At 35.6% G+C, this 14663-nt stretch carries 21 protein-coding genes and 1 pseudogene; 14 read left to right on the top strand and 8 right to left on the bottom strand.

Features of this window, described 5'->3' with window-relative positions:
* Positions 1-56 precede the first annotated feature (56 nt).
* A complete protein-coding gene (locus CA730_RS15350) occupies positions 57-518 on the bottom strand; it encodes a DUF29 domain-containing protein (RefSeq protein ID WP_096668581.1) in 462 nt (153 codons plus the stop codon).
* A gap of 651 nt (positions 519-1169) precedes the next feature.
* Between CA730_RS15350 and CA730_RS15345 the strand changes: the two genes are divergently transcribed.
* The gene (locus tag CA730_RS15345; RefSeq protein ID WP_096668580.1) at positions 1170-1949 is read left to right on the top strand and encodes a hypothetical protein; all 780 of its coding nucleotides are present in this window, start codon (positions 1170-1172) and stop codon (positions 1947-1949) included.
* Between the two features lie 247 nt (positions 1950-2196).
* Here the strand turns inward: CA730_RS15345 and CA730_RS15340 are convergent, their stop codons facing one another.
* A complete protein-coding gene (locus CA730_RS15340; RefSeq protein WP_096668578.1) occupies positions 2197-2604 on the bottom strand; it encodes a universal stress protein in 408 nt (135 codons plus the stop codon).
* Between the two features lie 88 nt (positions 2605-2692).
* On the opposite strand from CA730_RS15340, the gene CA730_RS15335 reads away from it, so the two are divergent.
* From CA730_RS15335 to CA730_RS15325, 3 genes are all read left to right on the top strand, one after another.
* Positions 2693-3895, top strand: coding sequence for a phosphoglycerate kinase (locus tag CA730_RS15335; RefSeq protein ID WP_096668576.1), 1203 nt, complete (start codon positions 2693-2695; stop codon positions 3893-3895).
* 292 nt (positions 3896-4187) lie between these two features.
* A complete protein-coding gene (locus CA730_RS15330) occupies positions 4188-4961 on the top strand; it encodes a vWA domain-containing protein (protein ID WP_096668574.1) in 774 nt (257 codons plus the stop codon).
* A gap of 23 nt (positions 4962-4984) precedes the next feature.
* Positions 4985-6373, top strand: coding sequence for a pentapeptide repeat-containing protein (locus CA730_RS15325; protein WP_096668572.1), 1389 nt, complete (start codon positions 4985-4987; stop codon positions 6371-6373).
* Between the two features lie 64 nt (positions 6374-6437).
* Here CA730_RS15325 and CA730_RS26090 read toward each other — a convergent pair whose 3' ends face one another.
* A complete protein-coding gene (locus CA730_RS26090) occupies positions 6438-6572 on the bottom strand; it encodes a hypothetical protein (RefSeq protein ID WP_269076472.1) in 135 nt (44 codons plus the stop codon).
* Positions 6573-6598: 26 nt separating this feature from the next.
* Between CA730_RS26090 and CA730_RS15320 the strand changes: the two genes are divergently transcribed.
* The 9 genes and pseudogenes from CA730_RS15320 (at position 6599) to CA730_RS15290 (ending at position 10782) form a co-directional block, all read left to right on the top strand.
* Complete coding sequence (locus CA730_RS15320; protein WP_096668570.1) at positions 6599-7018, top strand: XisH family protein; 420 nt, start codon at positions 6599-6601, stop codon at positions 7016-7018.
* On the top strand, positions 7003-7311 hold the full coding sequence (locus CA730_RS15315; protein ID WP_096668568.1) for an element excision factor XisI family protein: 309 nt from the start codon (positions 7003-7005) through the stop codon (positions 7309-7311). The genes CA730_RS15320 and CA730_RS15315 overlap by 16 nt, the downstream gene beginning before the upstream one ends.
* Positions 7312-7377: 66 nt before the next feature.
* Positions 7378-7491, top strand: coding sequence for an element excision factor XisH family protein (locus CA730_RS26480; RefSeq protein ID WP_157750067.1), 114 nt, complete (start codon positions 7378-7380; stop codon positions 7489-7491).
* Positions 7479-7814, top strand: a complete 336-nt coding sequence (locus CA730_RS15310) for a XisI protein (protein WP_096668566.1) — start codon at positions 7479-7481, stop codon at positions 7812-7814. The genes CA730_RS26480 and CA730_RS15310 overlap by 13 nt, the downstream gene beginning before the upstream one ends.
* Before the next feature lie 39 nt (positions 7815-7853).
* Positions 7854-7982, top strand: a pseudogene (pgk, locus tag CA730_RS24470) (phosphoglycerate kinase); the annotation flags it as partial.
* A 74-nt stretch (positions 7983-8056) separates the two neighbouring features.
* Positions 8057-8641, top strand: coding sequence for a Uma2 family endonuclease (locus tag CA730_RS15305; RefSeq protein WP_096668564.1), 585 nt, complete (start codon positions 8057-8059; stop codon positions 8639-8641).
* 39 nt (positions 8642-8680) lie between these two features.
* Positions 8681-9874 (top strand): AAA family ATPase, encoded by a 1194-nt coding sequence (locus CA730_RS15300; RefSeq protein ID WP_096668562.1) that lies wholly within the window; start codon positions 8681-8683, stop codon positions 9872-9874.
* Positions 9871-10524, top strand: a complete 654-nt coding sequence (locus CA730_RS15295) for a DUF4276 family protein (protein WP_096668560.1) — start codon at positions 9871-9873, stop codon at positions 10522-10524. The genes CA730_RS15300 and CA730_RS15295 overlap by 4 nt, the downstream gene beginning before the upstream one ends.
* 42 nt (positions 10525-10566) lie before the next feature.
* The gene (locus tag CA730_RS15290) at positions 10567-10782 is read left to right on the top strand and encodes a hypothetical protein (protein ID WP_096668558.1); all 216 of its coding nucleotides are present in this window, start codon (positions 10567-10569) and stop codon (positions 10780-10782) included.
* A 153-nt stretch (positions 10783-10935) separates the two neighbouring features.
* On the opposite strand, the gene CA730_RS15285 is transcribed toward CA730_RS15290, so the two are convergent.
* Positions 10936-11244: a hypothetical protein gene (locus CA730_RS15285; RefSeq protein WP_096668556.1), complete on the bottom strand. Its 309-nt coding sequence runs from the start codon at positions 11242-11244 to the stop codon at positions 10936-10938.
* 107 nt (positions 11245-11351) lie between these two features.
* On the opposite strand from CA730_RS15285, the gene CA730_RS26475 reads away from it, so the two are divergent.
* Positions 11352-13130 (top strand): protein kinase domain-containing protein, encoded by a 1779-nt coding sequence (locus CA730_RS26475; protein WP_407919804.1) that lies wholly within the window; start codon positions 11352-11354, stop codon positions 13128-13130.
* Positions 13131-13341: 211 nt separating this feature from the next.
* Here the strand turns inward: CA730_RS26475 and CA730_RS15275 are convergent, their stop codons facing one another.
* The 4 genes from CA730_RS15275 to CA730_RS15260 are packed head-to-tail and all read right to left on the bottom strand — an operon-like array spanning position 13342 to position 14611.
* The gene (locus CA730_RS15275; protein ID WP_096668554.1) at positions 13342-13776 is read right to left on the bottom strand and encodes a type II toxin-antitoxin system VapC family toxin; all 435 of its coding nucleotides are present in this window, start codon (positions 13774-13776) and stop codon (positions 13342-13344) included.
* Positions 13773-13994: a hypothetical protein gene (locus tag CA730_RS15270; protein WP_096668552.1), complete on the bottom strand. Its 222-nt coding sequence runs from the start codon at positions 13992-13994 to the stop codon at positions 13773-13775. Before CA730_RS15270 ends, CA730_RS15275 begins: the two co-directional genes overlap by 4 nt.
* A 39-nt stretch (positions 13995-14033) precedes the next feature.
* On the bottom strand, positions 14034-14282 hold the full coding sequence (locus CA730_RS15265; protein WP_096668550.1) for a DUF5615 family PIN-like protein: 249 nt from the start codon (positions 14280-14282) through the stop codon (positions 14034-14036).
* Positions 14279-14611, bottom strand: coding sequence for a DUF433 domain-containing protein (locus CA730_RS15260; protein ID WP_096668548.1), 333 nt, complete (start codon positions 14609-14611; stop codon positions 14279-14281). Before CA730_RS15260 ends, CA730_RS15265 begins: the two co-directional genes overlap by 4 nt.
* Positions 14612-14663 lie beyond the last annotated feature (52 nt).

Below are 14663 nucleotides of genomic sequence, written 5' to 3'. Positions count from 1 at the left end.
GGATCTGCGGGTGTCAGATCCCACACGAAAAAGTTTTCAAACAACCTCTAAAAAAATTAGGGGAAATATTCATTATTAAGAATATCTTCAAGACTAAAAGGACATTGCTTTGGAAAAATCTCACCAGGTAAGCCTGTCTTTTGAATTGCTTGTCTTCTAGCTTTAGTATAAACCTGTTCTAAACAACTCAGGCAATACTTATAAAGTGTTTTGGAGCGAAAAGAAAATTCCAACTCGTCACGGAAGTTAGAGATTTCAATTTGCCAACCTCGTTGACAGGTTTCTTTTTCAGTTTCCCAATAACAACAAAGCAGAAGATGGATTAATAACTGCTTCAAATAACTTTCTACTTTGCGTCTTTGTTCTATTCCCAATGCTTCAATCTCTTCTGCTAAATGCTGCCAATCTAAATTATTAATATCTCTGTTTTCTAGCTGTTTGAGTGTGTTTTCTATCCACAGATAATGATCTGTTTCATATAGTGTTGATTGTAGATGTGTGGAAATTGTTGTGGTCATACTTTATCCTTTGGATAACAGACATAGTTATTCTAACATAATAAGTTAAATTTAGTTCCTAACAAAGCATTATTATCAATAATTATAACAACACAATACGGCGTTGCTGATTAAGGGTATGAATTTTAGTCTCACGCAAAGGCGCAAAGGTAAGAGTTTTAAAGATTCAATTTGGGAATTTCATACCTCAATTCAGCAACGCCCACAATACCTTGTCCAAATCGAAAAAAGTCTTGATTTGTAGGTTGGATTGAGGTACGTTCACGAAGTGTGGCGATAGCTTGCGTGGCGACGTAGGAGCCATAGCCATAACCCAACAAATGCGTCGGGTTGCGCTGTCGCTTAACCCGACCTACAAAAAATGGACAAGTATTGGTAGTCCAATTTAATTGGTTCTTCCGTACCTGTTATGCCAAATATGAGTTTATTTACCCCATAACCCATATAAATAAAGGGTTTCATTGTTTTTGATGCCAAATTAACAACGGGTATTAAAAAATGTCTAAGCAGTGAATATTCCTAAATCTATAATGGACATTTTTTGCCCAATGTCAAAAGACAGTTTGTCAAACATTTTTTATGCTGTTGAAAAGATAAAAAAGGGATTATTTGCAGTAAATTAGTTAATTAAACTCTCTGTGGAAATTGAATATGCAGCTTCAAGAAGCCTCTAACGTTGCAGTCATTGTTGGTGAAAATGCGGTTACTGTTGCTCAATTACCTGGTGTGTGGCAGGACATTGCTAAGGGCAGGGCAAATGTCAGATTCAGTAATCCACAAGTCTATGTGGAAATGGCACAGTTGTTTCAATATAAACTGCAATATGGTGATGTTGATTTGTTTAATGACCGTCCCCATTTATTTCGGCTAATACCTTCATTTTCTGAGTTATTTGGACAACTGGCAGGGGAAACTCTGGAGTTTTATGGTCATGACTTTATGATTCACAACTATCCGAACTTTGAAGCAGTTTTGCATAATTGTGAATCAAAAGGTTCTGAGTACAATAATGAGGTCAAGGTAGCTCGCATTGGTTTGGAACTGTTTGATGAATTTGGATATGATTTACCAGCTAGTTTCTATCATGTACATTTAGCCCCAATTTATCGAGATCATGTGTTTGAAGAACGGGCTTTAAGATTTGATCCCAGAGATATAGAACATAAGCGTTCGTGGGATGCTATTCTACACGCAGGTAAGGTATTTGCAATGCAAATGAAGGTGCAAAGTATAGCATCTAAATACGGTTTTACTTATCAACATGGCTGTGGTTGTAACTCCCATTTATCTTCTATTGATGAATCTTCTGGTGCATTTGAGTATGAATTAAGTTTGGAGAAACGTCAACGCTGGATTCGGAGTTTTATCTGGACAGCTTGGTATGAATATGCAATGTTTCCCATTGTCCCGAATACTAGTTATCTTGTCTAAGTAGGGTTTGCTGAAACAGTTATCTGTGAAGGCAGGGAACAGGGAATAGGGAATAGGGAATAGGAAACAGTTTCCACTAAGTAGGCAAGCAAAATTAATTATACAAAAGATTTGGATTTAATATAGGAGTAGCGCTCCCGTACCTACCCCGTGATTTGGGGGAACCACGGGGGGTTCCTAGCAAATTCAGATGAGGCTTGTTATGACATATACTCTGATATATCATATTCAGGCACACGATGTTTAATCAAGGAACAATCAAAACTGGACAGGGAGAAAGGTTGATTACCCGCGTAGTAACGCTATCAGTTGCGCCTTCATCCGTCAATCCTATGCCTCGACAGCCCATGATAATTAAACTGGCTTCAACTTCATCAGCAACATCACAAATAGTAAAAGCTGGTTTACCTTGTCTTTCTAGTAATTCGGCTACGATTCCTTGTTCAGAAAATAAAGCCTGGGCATTTTCTAGGAGTTTGGCAACTGCTTCTGGAGATACCATAGGACTGGTAGCTGGTGCTTCTGAGTCTGGCTCTTCAACGACTGACAACAGAATTAAGCGGCTGCGATAGGTTTGCACAATATTGGCAACTATATCAGCGGCCTCTCTGGCTTCTCGACTTTGATCAATGGGAAATAGAACTGTTTTAAACATATCTCACCTCTGCGCCCCTCACTCCGGTAAAATTTTGATGGTCATATTTTGAAGACAATAACAAAAAAGTAATCAGGAGAGTCGTACTGTGTCTAAAAAAAGTTTAGCAAGTTTATCTGCGGCTGATATATCTGGAAAACGCGCTTTAGTACGGGTTGATTTTAATGTGCCTGTGGATGATCAAGGCAACATTACTGATGATACTCGGATTCGGGCGGCGCTACCAACTATCCAAGATTTGACCCAAAAGGGTGCTAAGGTCATTTTAACAAGCCATTTCGGTCGTCCCAAGGGTGTAGATGAAAAATTGCGTTTAACTCCCGTCGCTAAACGTCTTTCTGAGTTGTTAGGACAAGAAGTTATCAAAACTGATGACTGTATTGGTGATGATGTTGCTGCTAAAGTTGCAGCTTTGGACAATGGTCAAGTGCTGTTGTTGGAAAATGTCCGCTTCTACAAGGAAGAAGAAAAGAACGACCCCGAATTTGCTCAAAAATTGGCAGCAAACGCTGATTTTTATGTAAATGATGCGTTCGGTACTGCACACCGCGCCCACGCTTCCACTGAGGGTGTAACTAAGTTTTTAAGCCCTTCTGTAGCTGGTTACTTGGTTGAGAAGGAATTGCAATATTTACAAAGTGCGATTGAAGTACCTCAGCGTCCTTTGGCGGCTATTATTGGCGGTTCTAAGGTTTCTAGCAAAATCGGTGTGATTGAAACTTTGTTGGAAAAGTGCGATAAGTTGATCATCGGCGGTGGGATGATTTTCACCTTCTACAAAGCCCGTGGGTTGAGTGTTGGTAAGTCTTTGGTGGAAGAAGATAAGCTTGAATTAGCGAAGTCTTTGGAAGCTAAGGCTAAAGAACGTGGTGTGGCTTTGTTGCTACCTACAGATATTGTCTCCGCTGATAAGTTTGCTCCTGATGCTAATGCTACTACTGTCAGCATTGAAAATATCCCTGCCGATGGTATGGGTTTAGATATTGGTCCTGATTCTATCAAGGTTTTCCAAGCAGCTTTAGCGGATTGTAAGACTGTGATTTGGAATGGTCCAATGGGTGTGTTTGAGTTTGATAAATTTGCTGCGGGTACAGAAGCGATCGCTCATACTTTAGCAGAAATCGGCAAAACCGGCACAACTACCATTATCGGTGGTGGTGACTCTGTAGCGGCTGTAGAAAAGGTCGGTTTGGCTGATCAAATGAGCCATATTTCTACTGGTGGTGGTGCGAGTTTGGAGTTGCTAGAAGGTAAAGTATTACCTGGTATTGCAGCTTTAGATGAAGCGTAATTAACGTCAGATCCCCGACTTCTTAAAGAAGTCGGGGATCTAGATATTCGAGTTATACAAGTGATTATGTAATGACAACAAATGGTTAGGAAGTGTTAGTTGAATCATGTCTGGCAGATGGTAAAACCCTTCCCGAACTGCAACTTTTAGGCAAGTTTTTGAAAGTGGCGTAAATTTTACAGTGATTAATTTTTGTTGGATTGCACTTGATTAATTCAAGTAATTTTATTGATTTTATTTTTGATATTCGGTACAATCGCTTGTATATTTTTTTATTTTAATTTTAAAAACCATGACTCAAATCGGTGGTAGCAGTAAACTAAAAACACTAAGTCAAGCTTTGGGTGGATCTGACGCGCCAAAGGCTGTAAAACCCAGTCAAAAATTAGATGTTACGCTGACTTTTGATACAACTGGGAGTATGTACGGTTATTTGGAAGATGTGCGAAATCAACTCAACCATTTGTCTCAGGAAATTCGCCAAGCCGTTCCTCAAGCAAAAATGGGAGTGGTTGCCTATGGGGATTATTGTGATGCCCAGACAACTTATGTAACCAAGGTTTTAGATTTAACTGAGAATTATCAACTGATTAGCAATTTCATCACACAGGTAGAGAAAACTGACGGCGGAGATTTTCCTGAAGCAGTTGAAGAAGCTTTATACCAAACTAATCAGTTAGCTTGGAGATTGGGAAGTCGGAGAGCGATGGTATTGGTGGGAGATGCGCCGCCGCATGGGGTAATTGATTCTTTACAAGCCTGTCAATATGGACATAATTGGCGAGATGAAACTCAATCTTTAGGCAAAAAAGGGATTAAGATTTACACGGTTCAATGCGGTTCTAATCCTGACACTAAAAGAGTGTTTCAAGAAATATCTCAGATCACTAATGGCATTTACTTGAATTTAGAAAATATGTCTGATTTGGTCGATCTATTGATTAGTATTTGTATGAAGGAAGTAGGATTGTTGGCAGAATATGAGCAAAAGCTAAAAACAAATAATTCTCTTAATCCGTCGAAGGAGAAGTTGTTGAGGCAGTTAGGCTCTGCTTCTGATAAATAGGATAAGCTTGGAGGAATTTAACAATGAATTACTATGAAGTTTTAGGCGTGGAATCGACGGCAACAGCAGAAGAGATTAAGGAAGCATATCGCAACAAAGCGAAGGAATTGCATCCTGACACTTTGCCGATAGATGTCAATGAAACTGTGAGAAAGTTGGCAGAAGAGAAGTTTAAAGAATTAAATCACGCTTATGAAATTTTATCTGATGCTGACAAAAAGAGAGAATATGACGCGGAGTTAATTCATCTTCAAAGGACTGATTTAATCAAGAAAATCGGAGACTTTTTTGATAACGGACAATTAAGCGAAGCGGTAGAATGTGCTAAACGACTTCATGCTTTACTTTCAGAAGATGCAGAATGTTGTGATATTTATGCGGAGGTTCTTCAGGCTTCAGCGATCGCATTTGCAGAAACCAATACCGCAGAAAATTTAACACAGGCAAAAGAATATTTAACAACCGCATTAGAAGTAGTTAAATCGGCAGAGATTAAGAATCAAATTACAGCTAATTTGGAATTGTTAAAGTCTCGTACAGGTACATCAGGAGGGCGTGAAAGAAGGGAAGGTGAAACCCCAGCGATCAAAATTACAACTGAGAGAGCTTTGCAAATGCTACGAGGTGGTGAAGCAGGAATTAAAGCTTGGAATCAGTTTAGGAAGATGGAAAGCTATGTTCCTAGTCTTGAGGGAGTTGATTTGAGTGGACAAAATTTAAGAAATGCTAACTTGTCAGAAGCAAATTTAAAAAATTCTAATTTTAAACAAGCTGTGCTTGGTGTTGTTATTTTTAGTAATTCAAATCTTGTTGAATGTGATTTTACTGACGCTAAACTTTATAATACTAATTTTAATAATTCTGATTTGAAAAATTCTAAATTCATACAAGCTAGTTTTACCGAAGTTAATTTTAATAGTGCTGATCTTGAGTCAGCAGACTTAACATCAGTATTATGCTACAGTTCATCTTTCGCAAATGCAAATCTTCAAAACGCTATTTTAAACCAGAGTCGAGGTTTTATACTTACATTTTATAAACACAGATACTCTGAGGATATAAGATTTATAGCTGCTGTGGATTACGTAACGAACACAAGTGAAAATGGACGTGATTCTAAATTCATAGACAAATACAAAGAATACCAAAAAACTGATTTTCAAGGAGCAAATTTATCAGGAGCATCTGTTATTGGCGCAAATTTACAGGAATGTAACCTAGAAGGAGCAAATTTAACCAACACTAACTTTAGTAATGCCAATTTATATCGAGCAAATCTTAAAAATACAATTATTGCCAATACCGATTTTAGAGGAACTGATTTAAGAAAAGCTGATTTAACGGGAGCTAATGCCTATTACTTTGCTTTTCATGACAATGCTCAAGTAAGTGGAACAATAGGAATTGATTAATGCGAAATAAACAAAATATGCGGTCTGCTTCGTAGTGCCTTCGGCAACGCCGTCTTCTTCTTGATTAAACTTTAAAAACGCAATGTCTTTGGGGAAGTGTTAAAATGCAAGAGAGGCGATCGCACAAAGGATCATGAACAATAATGTATAGCGATCGCAACGTTTGGTTAAATCTAATTTTGGAGCTTTTTTCTAACATTCAACACTGGTGAAAAATTATTAATCATGTCCAGACGAGACGATTTACACTTATCATTACGTCATACCCTAGAAAAGGATGGTTGGACAATTACCGATGATCCCTTAGTTTTAACACTAGAAAAAACACTACTCAAAGCTGATTTAGGAGCAGAGAAGTTTTTTAGTGCTGAAAAAGAAGATCGTAAAATTGCCGTTGAAATTAAAGACTTTGATGCACCTTCAGTCATCAGTGAATTAGAGAAAACCATAGGACAACTTCAATTATACAAATGGGCTTTAGAATTACAAGAACCTGAACGACAGCTTTTCCTCGGAATTAGTCAGGCTGTTTATTTAAAACACTTTCAAAAGCCTATTTTTCAAATGGTTATTAAACGAAACAAAATCAATTTAATTGTTTATGATCCTAAAAAAGAGGTAATTCTACAATGGATAACACACTAAGGTATGCTGATATTTTAACCCAAGTTTTAAGAAAAGAATCTAGCCTACAACCCCGATTACAAAAACTTAAAATTAGTCCAGTTTGTGACAAAGAATCAGGCCAGTTTTTGATTATTATGACAGGTTGGGAAAAGGAAAATTGGACTAATACTATTTTATTTCATGCTCGTTTATTAGATGGTAAAATTGTTATCGAAGATGATAACTTTGAGGAAGGATTAATCCCTGTTTTGATTCAAGCTGGAATCCCTCCAGAAGATATTATTAATGGACTTATTCTGGAATCTGATTGATTAAACTTTAAAAATGCGATCGCCTTTATTCTTTGTTATAATTAAGCCAAATTATTCAAATTTAAAATCTATGAAACATTTTTTAAATTGGAACTAATTCAACTGGTGATCAAAGTCCAAAACATCAAATTGATTGTTTATAATCCAAATAAAGAGGAGATAGAACAATGGATAAACTAAATCAATATCGTCAAGTCATTAAAAATATCATCAAAGAATATACCAAAGATGACTACAAAAGAAATGATGTTGACCGCGAATTAATATTTGATACGGAAAACGATCATTACCAAATTGTGAATGTTGGCTGGGAAAATGACCATCGAGTTTATGGTTGTGTGCTGCATTTTGATATTAAACAAGGTAAAATCTGGCTACAATACAACGGTACAGAAATTGATTTTGCTGAAGAATTGGTAAAGAAAGGAGTACCCAATCAAGATATTATCATTGGTTTTCATTCTCCATTTATGCGCCAGTTCACGGAATATGCTATAAATTAATTCTATGGATTAAAATTGCATAATTACATACCCACTCCACAAGCGATCGCTCATACTCTAGCAGAAATTGGCAAGACTGGCACAACTACCATTATCGGTGGTGGTGCTAGTTCTAAGTTGTTAGAAGGTAAGGTATTACCTGGTATTGCAGCTTTAGATGAAGCATAATTGAAAAAGGTGAAGGATGAAGTTTTAGGCTTTATCCTTCATTCTCGGCAATTAACTAAATTAAGGAAAATAATATGCAAGTAGAAACTCGTAAGCATACTTATACATCTGAAGAATATTTAGAGTTAGAAGAAAAAGCACTTTATAAAAGCGAATATCGTGATGGAGAAATAATTCCCATGACTGGGGGAAGTGGTAATCATAATAAAATCACACTAGCGATCGCGGCGATTTTACTATATGCCATGAGACGCAAAAACAATGAAGTTTTTATGGGAGATATGCGTTTATGGATACCACAACTAAGACAATATACATATCCTGATGTAATTGTAACTGATGGGAAACCTATTTATGCAGGTAAAAATAATACTACTGTGACTAATCCTTTGTTAATTGTTGAGGTTTTATCTAAATCTACAAAAAATTATGACCAAGGTGATAAATTTACTTTTTATCGTTCTATTCCCCAATTTAAAGAATATGTTTTAGTAGAACAAAATCAATATCAGGTAATGCACTACAGCAAAACTAATGAGGGAGAATGGATTTTTCGAGAATATAAATCTGAAGATGATATTGTTAAGTTGCAATATCTTGATTTTGAACTTAGTTTAGTTGACATTTATCAAGATGTTAATTTTGAAGATAGGGAATAAATAATGATATCTATTCAAAAAAATGTTTAATGGAGAATTATGAAAATCGAAAGTATCCATCTAAAAAACTTTAAAGCTTTCAAAGATGTAGAAATTAAAAAAATTCCTAAAATGTGCGTTTTTGTCGGTGCAAATGGTACGGGTAAAACCACGATTTTTAATGTATTCAGTTTTTTAAAAGATGCTTTAACCGATAATGTTCATGTTGCTCTCACGAAATTAGGAGGCGGTCGAGGATTCCAGGAAGTAAGAAGCCGCAACTCAACTGGACCGATAGAAATTGAATTGAAATTTCGTATTCCTCAAGGTGAAAAATCTCCATTAGTTACCTATTCTTTAACAATTAACGAAGAAGATGGTCGTCCTATCATAGAAAGAGAAATTCTTCAATACCGAAGAGGGAGTAAAGGTCAGCCTTGGCGGTTTATTGATTTTTCTAAAGGTAAAGGACAAGCTGTGATTAATGAACCTGATAAGGTTATAGATGAAAAAGAATTAAAACGAGAAGACCACGAGTTAAAATCTCCAGATATTCTGGCTTTAAAAGGTTTAGCACAATTTGAAAAATTCCCTGCAAGTAAAGCAATTGGTGATTTACTTGAAAATTGGCATATTTCGGATTTTCATATTCAACAAGCGCGACCAGAGAGAGAATCTAGTTATGCCGAACATCTTTCCAAAGAGGGTGAAAACTTAGCAATGGTAACGGAATTTCTCTATAGAAGACACCCTGATATTTTTCAGAAAATCACTGAAAAACTAAAACAGCGAGTTCCTGGTATCAGCGCAGTTGATTCTAAAATTACTGAAGAAGGACGGGTATTGCTGAGGTTTAAAGATGGCGATTTTCATGATCCTTTTTTAGCCCGATATGTTTCTGATGGAACTATCAAAATGTTTGCTTATTTAGTGCTTTTGTATGACCCAAAACCTCATCCTTTGCTATGTGTGGAAGAACCAGAAAATCAACTTTATCCTAAACTTCTTTATGAACTTGCAGAAGAATTTCGAGAATATGCACGCAAGGGTGGTCAAGTTTTTGTATCCACTCATTCCCCTGATTTTTTAAATGGTTGCGAACTAGAAGAGGTATTTTGGTTACAAAAAGAAAGAGGTTATACAATAGTTAAACGAGCGAGTGATGATGAACAAATCACAACTTACATGAATGAAGGTGATCAACTTGGTTATTTATGGAGACAGGGGTTTTTTGAGGGAGCAGACCCGCTATGATAGAGCTTGTTTTCTTACTAGAAGAACCATCTGCAAAAGCAATGATTGAAGGGATTTTGCCGCAGCTAATATTAGAATCAGATATAGTTATTAGGTATATTGTTTTTGAAGGTAAACAAGATTTAGAAAAACAGATAACACGAAAACTTCAAGGATATAATAATCCTCATGCAAAATTCATTATTTTGCGTGATCAAGATTCTGGTGATTGTCAAGTTATTAAAACAAATCTTCAACAAAAATGCGAAGCAGCAAATAAATTTCAATCTATTGTGCGTATTGCTTGCCGTGAAATTGAAAGCTGGTATATTGCTGATTTGGAAGCGGTAGAAAAGGCTTATAATAAAACCAATCTTTCATCACAGCAAAATAAAAATAAGTTCCGCAATCCTGATAATCTTGAAAGTCCATCAAAAGAACTGAAATCACTTGTACCTGAATACCAAAAGATAAACGGATCAAGAATGATAGCACCTTATTTAAATCTGGAAAATACACGCTCTCGCAGTTTTTATCATTTTATTAGTTCAATTAAAAAAGTTATTCAGGAATATAAATCTGAAGATGATATTGTTAAGTTGCAATATCTTGATTTTGAAATTAGTTTAGTTGACATTTATCAAGATGTGAATTTTGACGATGAAGAATAATATTAAGTTCGGATAATTACTTACGATATAAAAGGTCAAATCATGGAAACCCAAGAATTAAAAGCATTGATTAAAGAGATGGTTCGAGAAGCATTGCAAGAACAAAGACTAACACTTTATAAAACCCTGTTCTCATATAGGAATAATACAGAAAATGAAGAATGGAATCAATTTTCTCTTGAACAGGCTATGAGAGGTTTAGAAAATGATCATCTTCCCGAATACACAGAAGCGGATATCATAGAAAAATGGCAATAGTTGGTCAAAAATATGAAGGATGAAGTTTTTGGCTTTGTCCTTCATTCCATCAAAGTTTAACTATAGATTTACCGTCCAATCTTCCATTTTTAAGTCAGGAACTTTGTTGAGAAAAAGTCACAATATTAGTATTAGTATCAAGAATATATCTGCTCACGCTGTTTTATTATCCTCTAAAGAAGATTCATAAGCAGCTATTTCTGCATCTAATTCACGGCGATTTTTAGCCATTTCTTCTAAAAATTCATCAAAAAGCGGATCGTCTTTGAAAATACCATCAAACTGAACAAAAGGATTAGATTTTTCAATATCTTCGGATAAAATGTGTATGTTTTGAACAATCTCAGTTTGTTCTATTTTGTGATCAAGATTAATCTGATTAATTTTTTCATCAACAATTCTATTAATCAAGGATTCTAAATCCTGTAAAGTCAGTTCGGTAATAGCCTGATTATTTAGCATTTATGATTTACCTCCAGTGGTAATATCAGGTTTGTTTTAACTACAGTTTATATAATATCAAAATTGTCTGTTAACTAAACTGAGCTTATTTTGAAAAAAATAACCGTCTGTATTTAGTACAAGAATTCATTGACGGTGAAAATTTATTACAAGAATTAGAAAAACAGGGAATATTCTCAGAATCAAAAATCCGCGCTTTGTTACAAGATTTATTACCCATCTTGAAAGTAGTTCACGAGTATGGTGTAATTCATCGAGATATTAAACCAGAAAATATTATGCGTCGTCGTAGTGATGGCAAATTAATATTAATTGATTTTGGTGCATCTAAACAATTACAAGGAACAGTTAAAACAGGGACATCAATTGGTACTTTTGGTTATGCACCTTTAGAACAAATAGAAGATCGTAAAGTATATCCTGCTAGTGATTTATATAGTTTGGGTGCGACTTGTTCTCATTTGCTAACAGGAGTTCATCCTTGGGATCTTTGGAAAAAATATGGATACGGTTGGGTGAAAACTTGGCGACTACATTTAAAACAACCTGTTAGTAAAGAATTAGATGATATTTTAGATAAGTTATTACAAGAGGAATATCAACAGCGTTATCAATCGGCTCAAGCAGTTTTACAAGATTTAAAAACTTCACAATTAACAACTAAAACAGCTTATCAGTCTTCAAGCAAATCTTCTCAAATACCATCTCAGCAACGAAAGCCACCGTTACAAACATCACCTATTCAAACTACCCCAAAGCAAAATTCAATTATTCCAAAGCGGCGTATTTCTCAGCCAAATAAATCACTTGGGATAATCATGTGGAGTTCAATAGGAGTTTTCGTGCTGGGAATAGTTTTTTTAGGAACTCAATCGGCTCATATTCCTATTATTTGTAAATCACTAGATAACTGTGCTGTTGATGAAAAGTTTAGTTCGCAATATCAACAAGCAAAAGATATGGCTGTTACTGCTCAAAAGTTGTCCGAGAGTGCCAAGAATGTGGAAGAATTACGAGCATCTCAACAACAGTTACAAGATGCGATCGCTCAACTAAAAACCATACCAACATCTGCTAAGGTATATGATGCTGCCCAAAAGGAACTTTCAGATTATCAAAGTCAATTAACCAAAATACAGAGTCGTTTAGATAAAGAAAATCAAGCTCTTGACTCCATCAACGAAGCCAAACAACAAGCTCAAGATGCAGAGGAACAGATGGGAAAGGCTCAAACGGTTAGTGAATATGAAGCAGTTAAGGAGAAATTGCAACAGGCGATCGCTACATTAAATGATATTCCATCTGATACTTTTATCTCAGAAAGGGTTACTAATCTTAAAGAAAGCTATCAATCAAAAAGGGAAGAAGTAGATGCTAAAATTCGGGAGGTGAAGCCAACACCAACACCATCACCTGAACCAACACCTACATCAACTCCTACACCTGATCCCACTCCAACACCAACTCCTACTTCTGAACGGACTCCAAGTTTATCAGATCCAAAATGGGACTATAGTGTTTTTAATTCTAGAAAAACTTACAGCGACACAGAAATACAATATATTTTGAAATCAGGAGCTAGATATGATGATTCTAATAAACAGGTAGAGTGGATTGTTGATGAGAAAATCACCTGTTTTCGATTTGATGAAACATACACATTTTTATTCTGTTCTTCTTTACCTTTAAACCGAGGGCTTAGTGCTGTATTTAAGGATGTAGATGGAGTCCCTATTGGTTCTCAGGTTCTTTTTGAAGATGGAGGGAATAATCCAAAGCGAGAAAGAAATATAACTACATATCGCTATAGATATATATTAAGCATTCCCGATTCAGTGTGGTCAGGATGGTCAAAAGTTAGTCAAGTTATTATTGAAAAACAGTAAGTTAGTAGGGTCTGTCAGTATGAGTAATTTATCGGTGTGGTTGGGATTTATAGCGCTGACGCACTCCAAGTTGAGATAAAAGTGCTGATTTTCTCATTCAACTTTCTAATTCAAGCATAATTGTAGAATATAAAAATAGTCTCATGTCTCTTGATACAAGTAAATATTTCCATCCTCAAGGAATTGGAGAACTTTGTGCGATCGCTCATACTTAAATCCAATCTTTGATCAGTTGAATATTTTGTATTTTTGGATAAATAGCATTGTACAATTTTGCATCAGCAGTGATAAATTTACAGTTTTCTCTAATGCTTAAAGCTAGGTAAAGACTATCGTAGACAGTTCTTTGATAATTCACTGCAAACTGATAGGCATCTTTTAATAATTCATCGGCAGGGAATATTTTTAATTGTATTTGTTGAAATAAATCAATTATCATCTCAGCGTCCTGATTTGTTAAACCTTGAAATCGCTGTATTTTCCAAACAATATTACCAATTTCTGCATAAATTAAGTCTGGAGCAATCAAGGTAATTTCTTGTGATTGATAAGCATCAAGAATTTTATTTGCCTCTAATGAATAATCTTGAGCAATAAACCATTTAATGGCTACACTACTATCAATGACGACTTTATCTGTGATCATCTGTCTCTATCTTCTCGCAATAATTCTGTCAAATCAGAAAATTCACCATATTTTTGCTTTAAGCTTTCTTGAAAAATATGTATGTTTTTAACAAGTTCAGACTGTTCTATTTTGTTATGTTTAGCGAGACTTATTTGATTAATTTTTTCATCAACAATTCTATTAATTAAGGATTCTAAATCCTGTAAACTCATTCCGGTAATAGACTGGTTTAGCATTTTGATCTACCTCCAGTAGTAATCTCAGTTTCTTTTAAGCTATAGTTTAACTAAACTGAGCTTTATTATAGTATACATTCGTATTAGGAAAAATTCATAAAACTTTTGGTATGTCACCAATAACCGTTCAGATACTTCCAGATAACGTAGCAGTTCTGGATCTAGTGTTCCTAGAGGGGGAGCATCTGGATCACCCACACGAACTATATCTATTGCTGGGTTAAGACGCAAAACAGCAAACTTTAGCTTTGGTGACAAGTTTTCATCGAGCAAGAAACGGATTTTCATACAAGATTTAACCGCTCCTGTTCTCGTTGCGCTTTGATTGCTCTCAAACGCTGTATCATTGGAGAGGGATTAGCAGCAGCTTCTTGATAACGCTGTTCCCTCCACCTAGCCAACCGCAACATATAAGCATCTATTTCCCCACGATTATGGAGATAGTAGGTAATAGTAGCGTGAATCTTTTCTAAATCTAGCGATGGCAAATCTTCCAGAATTTGTTCAGGTGTGTATCCTTGTAAGTAATAATCAATCACATCATCAATACCGATTATATGACCCTTAATGCGGATATCGTCTGAATCTAAAAATTCAAAATAATCTTCTAGCTGCATATTTTTACCTTTATAGGACTTACGCAAGTGTCACACTAAAAATCTGTTGTAG

The sequence above is a fragment of the Dolichospermum compactum NIES-806 genome, assembly GCF_002368115.1.
Lineage (GTDB): Bacteria > Cyanobacteriota > Cyanobacteriia > Cyanobacteriales > Nostocaceae > Dolichospermum > Dolichospermum compactum.
The sequence above is the reverse complement of the archived record's forward strand: the minus strand, read 5'-3'. Positions and strand labels throughout refer to the sequence as shown.